Annotated in this window: 16 protein-coding genes; 9 read left to right on the top strand and 7 right to left on the bottom strand. The window is 70.6% G+C overall.

Annotated elements, in window-relative coordinates:
* Positions 1-293 precede the first annotated feature (293 nt).
* Positions 294-1235, top strand: coding sequence for an amidohydrolase family protein (locus tag QRX50_RS44715; RefSeq protein ID WP_285969104.1), 942 nt, complete (start codon positions 294-296; stop codon positions 1233-1235).
* On the opposite strand, the gene QRX50_RS44710 is transcribed toward QRX50_RS44715, so the two are convergent.
* The 3 genes from QRX50_RS44710 to QRX50_RS44700 form a co-directional block, all read right to left on the bottom strand.
* The gene (locus tag QRX50_RS44710; protein ID WP_285969103.1) at positions 1236-2849 is read right to left on the bottom strand and encodes a succinic semialdehyde dehydrogenase; all 1614 of its coding nucleotides are present in this window, start codon (positions 2847-2849) and stop codon (positions 1236-1238) included.
* Positions 2850-2930: 81 nt separating this feature from the next.
* Entirely contained in the window at positions 2931-3707 is a 777-nt protein-coding gene (locus QRX50_RS44705) for a hypothetical protein (protein WP_285969102.1), read from the bottom strand.
* Positions 3708-3809: 102 nt separating this feature from the next.
* The gene (locus QRX50_RS44700; RefSeq protein WP_285969101.1) at positions 3810-4415 is read right to left on the bottom strand and encodes a TetR/AcrR family transcriptional regulator; all 606 of its coding nucleotides are present in this window, start codon (positions 4413-4415) and stop codon (positions 3810-3812) included.
* A 100-nt stretch (positions 4416-4515) separates the two neighbouring features.
* On the opposite strand from QRX50_RS44700, the gene QRX50_RS44695 reads away from it, so the two are divergent.
* Both QRX50_RS44695 and QRX50_RS44690 read left to right on the top strand, forming a co-directional pair.
* Positions 4516-5667 (top strand): acyl-CoA dehydrogenase family protein, encoded by a 1152-nt coding sequence (locus tag QRX50_RS44695; protein ID WP_285969100.1) that lies wholly within the window; start codon positions 4516-4518, stop codon positions 5665-5667.
* Positions 5668-5696: 29 nt separating this feature from the next.
* Entirely contained in the window at positions 5697-6833 is a 1137-nt protein-coding gene (locus QRX50_RS44690) for a CaiB/BaiF CoA transferase family protein (protein WP_285969099.1), read from the top strand.
* 47 nt (positions 6834-6880) lie between these two features.
* Here QRX50_RS44690 and QRX50_RS44685 read toward each other — a convergent pair whose 3' ends face one another.
* On the bottom strand, positions 6881-7399 hold the full coding sequence (locus tag QRX50_RS44685) for a GNAT family N-acetyltransferase (RefSeq protein ID WP_285969098.1): 519 nt from the start codon (positions 7397-7399) through the stop codon (positions 6881-6883).
* A 172-nt stretch (positions 7400-7571) separates the two neighbouring features.
* Between QRX50_RS44685 and QRX50_RS44680 the strand changes: the two genes are divergently transcribed.
* The 5 genes from QRX50_RS44680 to QRX50_RS44660 all read left to right on the top strand — a co-directional run bounded on the left by QRX50_RS44680 (position 7572) and on the right by QRX50_RS44660 (position 10506).
* Entirely contained in the window at positions 7572-7739 is a 168-nt protein-coding gene (locus QRX50_RS44680; protein WP_220238194.1) for a hypothetical protein, read from the top strand.
* 316 nt (positions 7740-8055) lie between these two features.
* Complete coding sequence (locus QRX50_RS44675) at positions 8056-8538, top strand: helix-turn-helix transcriptional regulator (protein WP_285969097.1); 483 nt, start codon at positions 8056-8058, stop codon at positions 8536-8538.
* Positions 8539-8661: 123 nt separating this feature from the next.
* Positions 8662-9570 carry a lytic transglycosylase domain-containing protein gene (locus QRX50_RS44670; protein WP_434533205.1) on the top strand — a complete coding sequence of 303 codons (909 nt, stop codon included), beginning with the start codon at positions 8662-8664 and terminating at the stop codon, positions 9568-9570.
* 145 nt (positions 9571-9715) lie between these two features.
* Entirely contained in the window at positions 9716-10126 is a 411-nt protein-coding gene (locus QRX50_RS44665; protein ID WP_285969096.1) for a hypothetical protein, read from the top strand.
* 29 nt (positions 10127-10155) lie between these two features.
* The gene (locus tag QRX50_RS44660; protein WP_285969095.1) at positions 10156-10506 is read left to right on the top strand and encodes a DUF3817 domain-containing protein; all 351 of its coding nucleotides are present in this window, start codon (positions 10156-10158) and stop codon (positions 10504-10506) included.
* 11 nt (positions 10507-10517) lie between these two features.
* Here QRX50_RS44660 and QRX50_RS44655 read toward each other — a convergent pair whose 3' ends face one another.
* Positions 10518-11858: an MFS transporter gene (locus QRX50_RS44655; RefSeq protein ID WP_434533388.1), complete on the bottom strand. Its 1341-nt coding sequence runs from the start codon at positions 11856-11858 to the stop codon at positions 10518-10520.
* Positions 11859-12107: 249 nt separating this feature from the next.
* Between QRX50_RS44655 and QRX50_RS44650 the strand changes: the two genes are divergently transcribed.
* Entirely contained in the window at positions 12108-12671 is a 564-nt protein-coding gene (locus QRX50_RS44650; protein ID WP_285969093.1) for a TetR/AcrR family transcriptional regulator, read from the top strand.
* Positions 12672-12849: 178 nt separating this feature from the next.
* Here the strand turns inward: QRX50_RS44650 and QRX50_RS44645 are convergent, their stop codons facing one another.
* Positions 12850-14448, bottom strand: a complete 1599-nt coding sequence (locus QRX50_RS44645) for a monocarboxylic acid transporter (RefSeq protein ID WP_285969092.1) — start codon at positions 14446-14448, stop codon at positions 12850-12852.
* Entirely contained in the window at positions 14445-14873 is a 429-nt protein-coding gene (locus tag QRX50_RS44640; RefSeq protein ID WP_285969091.1) for a DUF485 domain-containing protein, read from the bottom strand. The genes QRX50_RS44645 and QRX50_RS44640 overlap by 4 nt, the downstream gene beginning before the upstream one ends.
* Positions 14874-15527 lie beyond the last annotated feature (654 nt).

The following is a 15527-nucleotide window of genomic DNA, read 5'->3' as shown; positions in this document are numbered from 1 at the left end:
CTCCCGGGCGGTTGTGCCGGTTGCGGGTGCGGTTGTTTGTTGCCTGCTTCGCGCCGAGGGGAGTTGGGGCGGGTTGTCGCCTTCGCGTGCCGACCCGCCGCGCCGGCGTTGTCCCGACTGCTGGCTTCTGCGGCAAAGGGCTCAAGCTGGCCGCGTTCGGGATCGGTTTGCCGGTTTGCGATGTCGTTGTCCGTCGCCGAACTCCGTGCCGAGGCTCGCCGCGTGCCGAAGCTGTCCGGCAGTGGTTCACTGGTGATCAAATAGCATGCTAACCGCGTCGGGAGGAGCCGGGGATGCGCGTCGACGTGCACGCTCACCTGTGGAGCGAGGCGTACCTGGACCTGTTGTCCCGCTCGGGCAACGAGAAGGCGACCGCGCAGGGCCGGCTGGGTGCGGGGGCGACCGCGGCGGAGCTCGATGCGCGGTTCGAGCAGATGGCGACGGCGGGCATCGACCTTCAGGTGCTTTCGACCACGCCCGCGCCGCCGCATTTCGAGGACGAGCGGGCGGCCGTGGAGGCCGCGCGGTTCGTCAACGACGACTACGCCGAGCTCGTGTGGCAGCACCCGGATCGGTTCAAGGCGTTTGCGTCCCTGCCGCTTCCGCACACCGGCGCGGCGCTCACCGAGCTCACCCGCGCGCTCGACGAGCTGGGGTTCCTGGGCGCGGCCGTCACCACGTCGGTGCTGGGGCGCACACTCGGCGATCCGGCGTTCCTGCCCGTCTACGAAGAGCTCGACCGCCGCGGCAGCGTCCTGTTCGTGCATCCCGCCGGCGTCGGCGCCGAGTCGCGGTTGATCGGGCCGAATCTGACCTGGCAGATCGGCGCGCCGATCGAGGACACCGTCGCCGTGCTGCACCTGATCGTCGCCGGCATCCCGAGCCGGTTCCCACGCATGAAGATCATCCTGCCCCACCTCGGTGGCGCGCTGCCGATGCTGCTGCCCCGCATCGACCGCCAGAACCCTTGGGAGGCACCGGAAACCCCGGAGAAGCCGAGTCTCGCCGCGCGCCGGATCTTCTACGACACCGTCGGGCACAACCACGTGCCGGCGCTGCGCGTCGCGGCCGAAACGCTCGGCGCCGACCGCCTGGTGCTCGGCACCGACTTCCCGTATCAGAAGGGCGACGGGTTCAGCGAGGCTGTGACCTACGTCGAACGCTCCGGGCTGCCCTCAGACGACATCGCCGCGATCCTCGACCGCACGGCCGTGGAGCTCCTCGGCCTCGGCTGATCACCGCCAGGGCAAGTGCCGCAACAGCTTCATGCTCGACGTCATCACCCGAGCCCACACCCCGCCCGGCACCCGGCGCGGCGGCCGCAACGCCAGCCCGCGCTGCACGGCGATCGACTGCGCCTCCGTGTACTTCAGCAGCCCCTCGGCTCCGTTGCGGCGGCCGACGCCGGAGTCCTTCATCCCGCCCATCGGCACGCCGACGCTGCCGAACGTCGCCGCGTAGCCCTCGTTCACGTTCACCGTCCCGGCCTTCAGCCGCGCCGCGACCTCCCAGCCGGCGCGGCCGTTGCGCGACCAGACGCTGGCGTTGAGGCCGAACGCGGTGTCGTTGGCGCGCTCGATGGCGTCGGTGACATCGGTGTAGCCGTAGATCGACACCACCGGCCCGAACGTCTCCTCGGCGAAGGGCACCATGTCCGGCGTGACGTCGGTGAGCACGGTCGGCTCGTAGAACAGCGGCCCGAGATCCGGCCGCGCGCGCCCGCCGGTGAGCACGCGCGCGCCCTTGGCCCGCGCGTCCTCGACGTGGGCCGACACGGTCTCGAGCTGACTCGGCGACGTCAGCGAACCCATCTGCGGGCCGAAGCCCAGCTCACCGCCCAGCTTCAGCGCGGCCGTGCGCGCCACGAAGGCGCGGGTGAACTCCTCGCGGACGCTTTCGTGCACGTAGATCCGCTCCACCGAGACGCACAGCTGCCCGGCGGAGGAGAAGCACGCGGTCACCGCGCCCGTCGCGGCCCTGGCGACGTCGGCGTCCGGCAGCACGATCATCGGGTTCTTGCCGCCGAGCTCGAGCGAGTAGCTCGTCAGCCGAGCCGCGATCTGCGTCGCCAGATCCTTGCCGGTCGGCGTGGAGCCGGTGAAGCACAGGTAATCGCACTCCTCGAGCAGCGCCGGGCCGACCTGCGAGCCGCGGCCGAGCACCACCTGCCACAACCCGTCCGGCAGGCCCGCCTCGGACGCGAGCTCCTGCAACCACAAGGCGGAAAGCGCCGTCTGGTTGTCCGGCTTCTGCACCACGGCGTTGCCCGCCGCGAGCGCCGGGAACACGTCCATCGCGGTGAGCGCCACCGGGTAGTTCCACGGCGAGATGATGCCGACGACACCCTTGGGGTGGCGCAGCTCGCCCGCCTTCGTCAACGCGGGGATCACGCCGGCCGCGCGCTTCGGCGCCAGGATCTTCGCGCTGTGCTTGCCGTAGTAGGCCGCCACCAGCGCGGCCGCGCTCACCTCGTCGAACGCGTCGAGCCGCGCCTTGCCGGCCTCCACCTGCACGAGGTCGAGCGCTTCGGCCTGGCGGTCGAGGATCAGATCGTGCAGGCGCACGAGGAACCGCTGGCGTTGCGCGACCGGCCGGGCCGCCCACTCGTGCTGGGCCTTGCGCGCGGTCGCGAACGCCGCGCGCACGTCGGCGTCGGTGGCCTGGGGGATCGTGGTGATCGGCAGCCCGGTGAACGGCGCCGTCATGCGGATCGGCGCGGAGTCCGCACCGCCGGTCACGCGGGCGACGAGCCGTGCCGCGCGCGCCGCGGCAGGCGCTCCCGCGACACCCCCGATCGTCGCGGGCAGGGCCGTCTCGCCGCTGAGGTTCGCCGGTGTCGTGCTGGTCATGCCGTCTCCGTTCAGACCGGTGTTACCGACGAGTACAGCATACCGACGGTACGGCGGTCGAGCGGAAAAGCTGAATTAGATTCACATATCGGAATCGTCGCGGTGCTTGCCCGGCGGCTCGACGCCCGGCGCGGGCTGCGCGTCCTGCGGCGGGAACGGCGGGGAAGCCGGCTCCTCGGCGGGCTCGGACTCCGGCGAAAGCACGCCCTGCCCGGGCGGCTCGGCCCAGGACTGAGCCGGCGGCGAGTCCAGCGAGTAGATCACCGGCTCGTCGTTCACAGGCGGGTAGTAGTACGGCTGCGGTGCCCACGGCGCGGTCCAGCGGCCACCGCCGAACGCGGCGAGCGCCAGTACCAGCACGGCGATCACGCCCCCGCCGAGCATCACCCAGAACCCGGTGCCCGTCGTGTAGTGGGCGACGATGGTGGCGTCTTTCTGCTCGTAGCTGAGGCTGGCCGACACGTCCATGCTCATCGTCCACACAGCCGCGACGACAGCCGCACCGCCGGCGATCAGCAGCGTGCGGGCGGCACCGCGGAAACGCGTGAACGCGAGCAGCGCGCCGACGAGCAGCACCACGGCCGTCACCGTGAGCGGGATGCCGTAGCGGGCGACGTGGCTGATCGCGAACAGGTCCCGCTCGGCCTGCGGCGCCGCTTCGACCTGGCGGTTCCACGCGGTGACCGCGAACGCGCTCTGCAGCTGACCGGCCACCGTCACCCGCGTCGCCGCGATCGGCAGGAACGTCCCCGCCACCACGAGCGCGGCCGAGAACACCCCGAGAATCCCCGCGAGCAGCCGCGACACCGCGCCCGGCTCGGCGACGGGTGACGGCGGGTACTGCGGCGCGCTGGTCATCGGGGCTCCTTCGCCTGCTCAGGGCATCTGCGATTCCACCACGAAGAACCCTCATCCGCTAAGGGGCGGCGTGATCCTGCCACCGGTCGGCCCAGGATCGGCTCAGGGTTGCGAGTACATCAGCACCGCGATCCGCTTCCACTCCTGAAGCAGCTTGCGCCGCCGGTTCGGGTCGCCGCCCAGCTCGGCGTCGAGCGCGAGGCCGCGGGTGAGGTTCACGGTGAGCCAGAACAGCGTCTCCGCGCGTTCTTTCGGCAGGTCACCCGCCACCTGGCTCACGTGGGCCAGCGTCGCGCGGCCCAGCGCCCGGTCCACGGGCCGGATCGCCGTCCGCAGTTCCGGGTCGGTGCGCGCGGCCACCCACAGCTCGGTGACGGCCGTGGAGAGCGTGCCCGAATAGCCCGCCCACAGCAGGTCGATCGCGGCCTCGACACCCGACGCGCCACCCGGCAGGTCTTCCAGCGAAGACGCGAGCTGCGTGCGCAGCTTCGTGGTGAGGTGCTCGACGGCGGCCGCCATCAGCTCGGCCTTCGTGGCGAAGTGGTGCTGCACCGCGCCCTTCGACACGCCCGCCCGGGCGCAGATCTCCTGCATCGACGCGCGGGCGTACCCGATGTCCACCAGGCACTCGACGGTCGCGTCCAGCAGGGCCGTGCGCGTCTGCTCCCGGCGCTGCGCCTGGGTGCGGTGCGCCTTGGCCTCGGTCATTCGCCTCTCCCGCTTTACGTACCGGACTGCGCGGATGTACATTCCGAACAGAACTTACCTTCCACGCGTAATGTTTTCCAGCTTCGCAGGAGGCGTCGCCGTGCCGTTGCAGATCCAGAAGAGCTCGTGGAGCACCACCGAACTCGAGGACCTCCGGGAACTTTCCCGGTCGTTCCTGCAGAAGGAGATCGTGCCGCACCAGGAGCGGTGGGCGGCGGAGAAGAAGCTCGACCGCGAGATCTGGACCAAGGCGGGCGAAGTGGGCCTGCTGTGCCTGTCGATCCCCGAGGAGTACGGCGGTGGCGGCGGCACGTTCGCCCACGAGGCCGTGCTCTACGAGGAGCAGGCCCGCTCCGGGGACAACGCCTGGGGCGTGACCGTCCACAACGGAATCGTGGCGCACTACCTGCTGTCCTACGCTTCGGAAGACCGCAAGCGCGAGTGGCTGCCGAAGCTCGCCAGCGGCGAGTTCGTGGGCGCCATCGCGATGACCGAGCCGGGCACGGGTTCCGACCTGCAGAGCATCAAGACCCGTGCCGTGCGCGACGGCGACCACTACGTGCTCAACGGCGCGAAGACGTTCATCACCAACGGTTTCCACGCCGACCTCGTGGTGGTCGCGTGCAAGACCGACCCGGACGCGGGCGCGCAGGGCGTGTCGCTGATCGTGGTCGAGACGGACACGCCGGGCTTCCGCCGCGGCCGCGTGCTCGACAAGGTGGGCCTCAAGGGCCAGGACACCGCGGAGCTGTTCTTCGACGATGTCCGCGTGCCCGTCGCCAACCTGCTCGGCGACGCCGAGGGTCAGGGTTTCGTCCAGCTGATGCTGCAGCTGCCGCAGGAGCGGCTCATCATCGCGGTGACCGCGGTGGCCGGGCTCGAGGCGGCCGTGAACCTCACGATCGACTACACCAAGGAGCGCACGGCGTTCGGCCGGCCGATCTTCGGCTTCCAGAACACGAAGTTCAAACTCGCCGAGGCCGCGACGGAGGCGGCGGTGTCGCGCGCGTTCCTCGACCAGTGCATCGAACGCCACCTCAAGGGTGAGCTCGACGTGCAGGGCGCGGCGATGGCGAAGCTGTGGACGACCGAGCGCGTGAACAAGGTCGTCGACGAGTGCGTGCAGCTGTTCGGTGGCTACGGCTACATGACCGAGTACCCGATCGCGCGCGCGTGGGCCGACGTCCGGATTTCGCGGATCTTCGGCGGCACCAGCGAGATCATGAAGGAGATCATCTCCCGCACGCTCTGAGATTTCGGCCTACGAAAGGATTTTCCACCGTGAAAGCCGGACCCCTGGGCGGGCTGAAGGTGGTGGAGCTGGCCGGGCTCGCGCCCGCGCCGTTCGCCTGCATGATCCTCGCCGACCTCGGCGCCGACGTCGTGCGCGTGGACCGCGCGACGCCGGGCGCCGACGTACTCGGCATCCCGAACGACCCGCTGGCGCGTGGCCGGCGCTCGATCGGCGTCAACACCAAGACACCCGAAGGCGTCGAGGTCGTGCTCAAGCTGGCCGAGCAGGCCGACGTGCTCATCGAAGGTTCCCGCCCCGGCGTCGCCGAACGCATGGGGCTGGGGCCTGCGGTGGTCCACGCGCGCAACTCGCGGCTCGTCTACGGGCGCATGACCGGCTGGGGCCAGGACGGCCCGCTCGCGCAAGCGGCCGGGCACGACATCAACTACGTCGGCATCGCCGGCGCGCTCGAGCCGATCGGGCGCGCCGGCGAGGCGCCGGTGCCTCCGCTCAACCTCGTCGGCGACTTCGGCGGCGGTGGCCTGATGCTCGCGATGGGCGTGCTCGCGGCGCTGTACGAGCGGACGTCGTCGGGGCGCGGCCAAGTGGTGGACGCGTCCATGGTCGAGGGCGCGGCCCTGCTCACCACGAGCCTGCACGGCCTGCGCGCGGCCGGCGCGTGGTCCGGCGACCGCGGCGACAACCTCCTCGACGGCGGCGCCCCGTTCTACGACACGTACGAGACCGCCGACGGCAAGTACGTCGCCATCGGCGCGATCGAGATGCGATTCTGGGGCGACCTCGTGAAGGTGCTCGGCCTGGCGGACCCGCCGCCGCACCTGGACAAGGCGCAGTGGCCGAAGCTGCGGCAGCTCATCGCCGAAGCCGTCGGCAAGCACACCCGCGACGACCTCGTCGCCCGCGCCGAAGGCACCGACGCCTGCCTGACGCCCGTCCTCTCGCCGTGGGAGGCCTCGGCCCACCCCCAGAACGCGGCGCGCGGCACCTTCGTCGACATCGGCGGCACCGTCCAGCCCGCCCCGGCGCCGCGCTTCGACCGCACGCCGCCCGCGACGCCCCACGCGCCCCACCAGGCGGGCACCGACACGACGGACGTCCTCACGGACCTCGGCTTGTCCGCCGCCGACGTGGCGGCACTGCGCACGGCCGGCGCCATCGCCTGACGGACTACTGGGCGCCGGGGTGAAACCCGGGGGGAGCGGGCCGCGGTTCAGCGCGGTTCGAGGTCCGAACGGATCACCGAGTAGACGGCGCTGTCGTGCCAGGCACCGTCGCGAAAGCAGTAGCCGCGCAGCACGCCTTCGCGGGTGAAGCCGGCCTTCTCCAGGGCGCGTTGCTCGGCGCGGTTGTCCACGTCCGTGGTGGCCTCGATGCGGTTGAACTGCGTGTGCGCGAACAGGTAGCGCACCAGCAGGCGCTGGGCCTCGGTGCCGTGGCCGTGGCCGCGGGCTTCCGGGCGCAGCACGAGGCCCATGTTCCAGCAGTACGAGCTGGGTCCCGAGCGGGAACGGTGCCACGACAGCAGGCCCAGGACGGCACCGCCGAGGGTCGGGACGAGGAGGCCGCCCTCGGTGGTGAGGACGGCGTTGTCGCGCCAGCGTTGGCGGAGGTAACCGGCGTCGTGCCAGCCGAACCACTGGAACTCGCCCGCGGTGACCGGGTCGTTGGTCAGGTCCTCGAGGAGGTCGAGATCGGCCTCGCACACCGGCCTGAGCACCACGTCGTCCATCGCGGCAGCCTAGCGGGCGGCGCCGGGCGCCTGATCACTCGATCGAGCCGGGGTCACCCGGTCGAGACACGCGTCCCGCTGAGCGATCGCCGAGCGGGCCTGGCCGGCCCGGCGTCACTAGAGTGAGCTTGCACGACCCGTCGTGAAGCCGGCGAGCGGATTGGATGGTGCCATGTCAGGCGGCGTGAAGAAGATCGTGGTCATCGGGGTGGTCGTCCTCGTGCTGTTCTTCCTGATCACCCAGCCCACCCAGTCGGCCAACCTCGTGCACCAGGTGCTCGGCTGGCTGCGCGACGGGGCCGAGGCCATCATCACGTTCTTCCAGACCCTGTTCGCGTGATCACCGCGGGCCTCGTTACCCGCCGGTAATTACCCAGAGTAACGCGATCCCGGGATCCGGGCTGATCGCTCGACCATCCGGGTGGATTGCCCCCTAAAAGGGCCTGGTCAAGGAATTTGTGGGGCGTGGGGTATGGCGCAGAAAGCGCGCCCGGCCCTACGGTGCTCACATTGCGTGATCAGCCGGTTCTCCGGTCCCCCGGGAACCGGGTCACAGCGGGGTTTTCCGCTCGGTCACGCGCATTGGGTGCAAGTCGTGGACGCGCAACGGGGCAGGCGTCAGGGCCGGCCCGTCGGGGACCAATGAGGAGGCAGGGATGACCGGAGATCCCGGAGTGGACGCGTTGATCCGGCAGTGGGCCGCGGAGCGCGAGCAGACCGCCGAGGAGCAGGAGGTCAACCGCATCACGTCCGCCTGGCTGGCCGACGCGCCTCAGGCTCCGCCCGGCATCCCCGGTCAGCGCGCGCGGTCCGGTCCCTCGCGCTGGGCGCAGGTCGACGCCGCGGACCCCGGTTACCTCGATGCCATGCGCGTGCGCTTGCCCGAGGTCCCGGACGAGCTGCTCGTGGCCGCCGCCGGCTGGTGGCAGATGGTCGGCGACGTCGCCGAGGCCGAGCTGTGGTGGGACGCCGGCATCAGCCCGCTCGACCAGCGGGCCCTCGACTACCGCGCGGCGGGCCTGGCGCCCTCGGACCTCAGCCGCCGGCTGGGCCCGATGACCGTGCTCCAGCACCTGCGCCGTGGCAGCGCCCCGGCCTGGTGCGTCGCGCGTCTCGCGCGGCAGCAGAAGTCCGCCTGAACCACCCTCGCGACACGACCGGGTGAACCGGCGTGGCGGCAGCGATCCGAACCCGTGCGTAACGCTAACCTGCGCGGGCTCGTTGTGTGATCGACCGACCGCCACGCTGGAGGACCGGAGTTCGTGCCCCTCACCGGAAACGCCGACGGCGAGACCGCTGCCGAGACCCAGGCCGAGGCCGCCCCCGCGGGCTCACCTGCCCGGCGCCGGGCACGAGGGGGCGCGGCCGTGGCGGTGCGGCTCGCGGTGGTTCTGGTGGTCCTCGCGGTGGCGGGTGGCGGCACCTGGCTCATCACCCGGGCGTCGGCGCCGGTCGCGAGCCCGACGACCACGGACATCCCCGCGTTGAGCGTGAAGGCGGCCGACGTGCGGCCGGGCTCGATCGCGCCGGTCAGCGCCGTCGTCGCGGGCGGTGCCGACCAGCAGACCACTCCGCAGTCGGTGCACTCCACCGCCGACCCGCTCGACGACTGGGCCAAGAAGGTCGCCGCGGTCACCGGGGTGCCCGCGCGGGCGCTGCGCGCGTACGGCAACGCGGAGCTCGCGATGCGCTCGGCCGACCCGGGCTGCCGCATCTCATGGGCCACGCTCGCCGGCATCGGCCGCATCGAGTCGAACCACGGTCAATACGGCGGGGCGGTGCTCGGCGCCGACGGCCGCCCGTCCAAGCCGATCATCGGCGTCCCGCTCGACGGTTCGTCGGGTGTGCGCGCCATCAGCGACACCGACGGCGGCCGCTTCGACGGCGACGCCGTGGCCGACCGAGCCGTGGGCCCGATGCAGTTCATCCCCAGCACCTGGCGCAAGTGGGCCGCCGACGGCAACGGCGACGGCCTCGGCGACCCGCAGCAGATCGACGACGCCGCGCTGGCCGCCGGCCGCTACCTGTGCGCGGGCGGGCGCGACATGGCCACGCCGTCCGGCTGGTGGTCGGGGATCCTGTCGTACAACAACTCCACGGAATACGCCCAGAAGGTCTTCGGCCTCGCCGACGGCTACGCGCAGTCGGCGAAGGCCGTGCGGGCCGGTTGAGACCCGTCGGTCCGAAATCCGGGCCGGCCTGAATTCCCGCGGGTGTGAAATCCGTGCGAACCGCGAGGTCACCGGCTGAGAGGCGGACCACGTGCGGGCCCGCCTCTCAGCTTCGGCCCGGGTTCCCAGTGCTAGCGTCAAGGCCGTGGCAGTGAACTCCGGCCCGGCCGTGTCCCCGCTCGGGCGCAGGCTCCTGATCGCCGCGACGTGCGTGGTGAGCCTGCTGCTGTGCTGCGGGCTGGCGTGGTGGCAGTGGGACCGGTTCACCTCAGCCAACGGCACGTTCCAGAACCTCGGCTACGTGCTGCAGTGGCCGCTGTTCGGGCTGTTCCCCGCGTTCATGTTCTGGCGGATCAAGAAGCTGCGCGAACGGGAAGAGACCCAGGGCGAGAGCGCCGAGGCCCAGGCCGAGCAGGCCGCGGTCACCGTGCCCGCCCCGAGAGTCTCGACACCCGCGCGTCCCCCGGCGCCCCGGCCCGTGGCCGAAGAGGACGACGAGCTCGCCGCGTACAACCGCTACCTGCGCGAGCTCAACGCCCGCGACCAGCAGGCCTGAACCACCACCTCGGAAGTGAGGACGAACCCATGACCACGAGCACCGACGGTGCGGCCCAGACCCGCCCGGCGCGACTGAACGGAGCCCTGGTGCGGTTCCGCACCACCGCGTGGATCACCGGTGTCGGCCTGCTCGTGCTCTGCGCGACGATGGTGATCGAGTACGGCTTCGGCAACGCCACGCCCGCCGCGGTGTACTCGCCGATCCACGGTGTCCTCTACATGATCTACCTGGCCTGCAGCATCGACCTCGCGATCAAGGCCCGTTGGTCGATCAAGAGCACGATCCTCGTGCTGCTCGCCGGCTGTGTCCCGTTCGTCTCGTTCATCGTCGAACGCCGGGTGACGCACCGGGTGCAGGCGGGCCGTGACATCTTCTAAGCCGGCACTTCCTAGACCGTCGCGGCTTTCCCTCGCCGGAAGGTCAGCGCGACCCCGACGGTGAGGGCGGCCAGCCCGCTCGCGGCGAGGAACGCGGCCGTCATCCCGTCGACCAGCAACGGCGTGCCGGTGGCTCCCGAAGCCGCGGCCGAGCGCGTCGCCGCGCCGAACACCGTCACCAGGATCCCGAGGCCGAGCGTGCTGCCGACCTGCTGCATGGTCTGCAGCACGCCACCCGCGGCTCCCGCGTCCTCGGCGGGCACGGTGGACATGATGATCACGTTCAGCGGCGAGAACGCCAGCCCGCCGCCGACGCCCATCAGCAGCAGCGGCCCGAGCAGGGCAGCCACGTACCCGCTGTCCGGCGTCAGCATCGAGAGCCACGCGACGCCGGAGACCATCAGCACCGTGCCGGTCACGGCCAGCGGTTTCGGCCCGAACCGCGCGAGCAGCCGTGGCATGAGCCGGCTGAGCGTGAAGATCGACGCGGCCATCGGCAGGAACGCGAACCCCGTGGCCAGCGCGGCGAAGTGGCGTACGTCCTGCAGGAACTGCGTCAGGAAGAAGAACATCGACATCATGGCCATCGGCCCGAGGAAGAAGCTGGCGTAGGCGGCGGCGCGGTTGCGTTCGGCGAACAGCCACAGCGGCACCAGCGGATGGGCCACGCGCCGCTCCAGTAGCACGAAGGCGATCAGCAGCACCACCCCGGCCGCCAGCGCGGCGAGCGTGAGCGGCGCGCCCCAGCCGTCGGACGCGGCCTGGGTGAACGCCAGGACGAGCGACGCGACGCCGAGCGTGCCGAGCACGGCCCCGGGCACGTCGAGGTGCGCGGACCGGGGCGGCGGCGCGGGCACGAACCGCGGCGCGAGCACGGCGATGGCCAGCCCGAACGGGACGTTGATGAACAGCGCGGCCCGCCACGAGATCCACTCGGTCAGCAGGCCGCCCACGATCAGGCCTATCGCGAACCCGCCGCTGGCGACGGCGGAGAACAGCGACAGCGCCCGCACGCGGGCCTTGGCCTCGGTGAACGTGGTGGTGATCAGCGCGATCGTGCTCGGCCCCGCCATCGCGGCGCCGACCCCTTGGGCCACGCGCGCGGCGATCAGGAACCCGGCCGACGTGCTCAGCCCGCCGGCCAGCGAAGCGAGCGTGAACACGGCCGTGCCCAGCACGAACATCCGGCGGCGGCCGAACAGGTCGCCCGCGCGTCCGCCGAGCAGCAGCAGGCCGCCGAACACGAGGCTGTAGGAGGTCATCACCCACGACAGGCCGGTGGCGGAAAAGCCCAGGTCGGACTGGATGCGGGGCAGCGCCACGTTCATCACGGTGGCGTCGAGCATCAGCATGAGCTGGCAGGTCAGCACGATGGCGAGGACGAGCCCGGACGCGGCGGTCCGGTGTCTCGGCCTAGGCTCGGTCGACGAGGTTCGCTCGGTCAACTCGGTCAAGGAGGACTCCCCAGAGAGGGACGAAGTAAGTGGAGAAACTCTCCACTTGGTTGCGTCCGCGATAATATGGAGAGCGTCTCCGGTTCCGCAAGGGAATTCGGAGAATCTCTCCGTTTTCTGGGGAGCCGGGTGCGAGGAGGTGCGTGGATGACGGCGGAGGCAGCGCGGCCGATGCGGGCGGACGCGAAGCGGAACTACGACCGCATCGTGGCCACCGCGAAGGACGCCTTCGCGGAACACGGCGTCGACGTCCCGCTCGACGACATCGCCAAGCGCGCCGGCGTCGGCGCCGGCACGCTCTACCGCCACTTCCCGACGCGCGAGAAGCTGATGGAAGCCGTCTACCGCGACGAGATCGACCAGCTCGCCTCGCGCGCCGCCGTGCTCGCCGCAGAGCTGCCGCCGTGGGAGGCGCTCCAGGCGTGGCTGGGGGAGCAGGTCGCGTACGTCATCGAGCGCCACGGCCTCGCCGCCCTGCTCAAGGCGTCGATCGACTCGGGCTCCGAGACGTTCCTCTGGTGCCAGACCCGCCTGCGCACCGCGTGCGCCGACCTGGTCACCGCCGCCCAGTCCACCGGCGACGTCCGTGCCGACGTCACGGGCATCGACGTCCTGCGCCTCGGCCACGGCATCGGCACGGCCTCGAAGAACGCGTCCGAAGAGGACGCGGCCCGCCTGATGAAGGTGATGATGGACGGCCTGCGCGGGTGAACTTCGCCCAGGCCGACGGACGTGGACGATTGGTCCGGTCCGGTCGGCGAACGAGGCCCAGTGCAGTCGTCGGCCGCCGTGGTGTGCGGCGTCGGCGACTGTCGAACCTGGGCCACCTCAACAAAAAGAAGGGGCGACTCCCACCGGGACCCGCCCCTTCTCAGTGAAGATCCGTCCGTCAGGAGCCGATGCCGGTCAAGGACCGGACCTCCATCTCGGCGTGCTTGGACCCGTCCGCCTTCGAGCGGCCGACCATCGTGCCGATGAACCCGCACAGGAACGAGAACGGGATCGACACCAGGCCCGGGTTCTTGAGCGGGAACCAGTGGAAGTCCACGCTCTTGAAGATCGAGTCGGCGGCGCCGGACACGACCGGGGAGAACAGCACCAGGATCAGGCACGCCGCGAGGCCGCCGTAGATGCTCCACAGCGTGCCGGTGGTGTTGAACCGCTTCCAGAACAGTGAGTACAGCAGTGTCGACAGGTTGGCCGACGCGGCGACCGCCAGGGCGAGCGCCACGAGGAACGCGATGTTCTGGCCGTTGGCGAGGATGCCGCCGAGGATGGCCATCACGCCGACGACCAGGGCGGTCAGGCGCGCGACGCGGACCTCGTCGGCCGGTTCGGCCTTGCCGCGCTTGAAGATGTTTGCGTAGACGTCGTGGGCGAACGAGGCGGACGCGGTGATCGTCAGGCCCGCCACTACGGCGAGGATCGTGGCGAACGCGACGGCCGAGATGATGCCCAGCAGCAGCGTGCCGCCGATGTGCAGGGCCAGCAGCGGCGCCGCGGAGTTCTCGCCGCCCGGCGCGGCCTTGATCTCGTCGCTGCCCACGAGCGCGGCGGCGCCGAAGCCGATCACCAGCGTGCACAGGTAGAACACGGACATGCAGACGGTGGCCCAGACCACCGAGCGACGGGCTTCGCGGGCCGTCGGCACGGTGTAGAAGCGCATCAGCACGTGGGGCAGCGACGCGACGCCGAGCACGAGCGCGAGCGACAGCGACACGAAGTCCAGACGGGTGGTGCCGCTGCCGCCGTACGAGCCGCCCGGCTGCAGCAGCGCGGTGCCCATCGGGCTGTTGTCCGTGGCCGCGGTGAGCAGGTTGGAGAAGTTGAAGCCGTACTTGCCCAGCAGGAACACGGTGATCAGGGTGGCGGCCACGAGCAGGATGCTCGCCTTGATGATCTGCACCCACGTGGTGCCCTTCATGCCGCCGACGAGCACGTAGACGACCATCACGAGGCCGACCACGCCGATGACCAGCGACTGGCCCAGCCGCGAGTGCACGTTGAGCAGCAGCGCGACGAGACCGCCGGCGCCCGCCATCTGCGCGAGCATGTAGAAGAACGAGATCACGAGCGTCGAGGCGGCCGAGGCCGCGCGCACCGGGCGCTGCTTCATCCGGAAGCTCAGCACGTCGCCCATCGTGAAGCGGCCGGTGTTGCGCAGCAGCTCGGCGATCAGCAGCAGGTCGACCAGCCACGCGACCAGGAAGCCGATCGAGTACAGGAAGCCGTCGTAGCCGTGGATCGCGATGGCGCCCGCGATGCCCAGGAACGAAGCGGCGGACAGGAAGTCGCCCGAGAGCGCGATGCCGTTCTGCCGCCCGGTGAAGGCGCTGTCGGCCGCGTAGTAGTCGGCGGTGGTCTTCTTGCCGCGGTTGCCCGCGCGGTACACGACGAACAGGGTGATCGCGACGAACAGCGCGAAGATCCCGACGTTCACGAGCGGGTTGCTCTCCGGCACGCTCTCGGCGAGCTCGGTGGTGGTCACTGGCGGGTTCCTTCCGTCACGGCGGCCCGTTCCCTCAGCTCGGCGACCCGCGGGTCCACCTCCCGGTTCGCGAATCGGACGTAGACGAGCGTGATCAGCGCCGTGGTCACGAACTGCGCGAGGCCGAGCAGCATGCCCACGTTGACGAGCCCGAACACGCGGGTGCTCATGAAGTCGTTCGCGTACGCGGCCAGCACCACGTAGGTCAGGTACCAGACGAAGAAGCCGGCGCTCATCGGGAAGACGAATCTGCGGAACCGCCGGCGCAGCGCGGTGAACTCGGGGCTGCGCTGGATGAGGTCGTAGTCGGGACCGCGCCGGGTCGCCGGCGCCGGCTCCGCGCCCTCGCGGGCGAACATGGCCGGCAGCTGTCCGGTCTCCTCGAGCGGGTTGCTCGCCGCGGGGGTGTTCGCGACGTTGTGCATGGCTGCCTCCGGCAACTTGCGTCCGTGGCGGTGGCCGGGTCGGGGCCCCTCGTTCGAGTGGCACCCGGTCTGCCCTTGCGGACTGGGAGGCGGCCATAGTAACGACGGCATCGTATCCCGGAAAAAGCCGGTTCCTGAGAAGGGTGTCCAGAATTCGTTTTCCGGCTGGAAATGTGCGAAAACGGCACCTTCAATGAAGATCACGAACAGATCACTCGTAATAGTGAGACCTTATGTCACGCCACGTTGTCGCAGCTGAGGAACGCTGCGGCAAATGGTTGAGTTGCGGACAATGGTCGGACGAATACCGTGACACGGGGTAGCCAGGGTGCGGGGCCGGCGCCCCCGTCCGGCGTCCCTCCGGTGGGGTCGGGACGAGGATTCGCAGGCCAGTGGAGGATCCCGAAAGAAATCACCGGGTCGGGCGGCGAGTTGCTGCCAGACCACAACATCGTGTTCATCTTTGGGGGCGCCCCACTCGATGGGGGCACGGAGCGTAGATCCTCTGAGGGATTCGACTACCCTGCGTGGGCTAATCGGGTGACTGTCGGACGCCGTGGGCCGGAGCAACCGGTAACCGAAATTCCCTCTTCGACCCCGCGCGGGGTCCAATCCGCGGGCCGCGGCCGGGGCCGAATCGACTTTTCCCAGGTC

Origin of the sequence: Amycolatopsis sp. 2-15 (genome assembly GCF_030285625.1) — a bacterium.
Taxonomy (GTDB): Bacteria; Actinomycetota; Actinomycetes; order Mycobacteriales; family Pseudonocardiaceae; genus Amycolatopsis; species Amycolatopsis carbonis.
The sequence above is the reverse complement of the archived record's forward strand: the minus strand, read 5'-3'. Positions and strand labels throughout refer to the sequence as shown.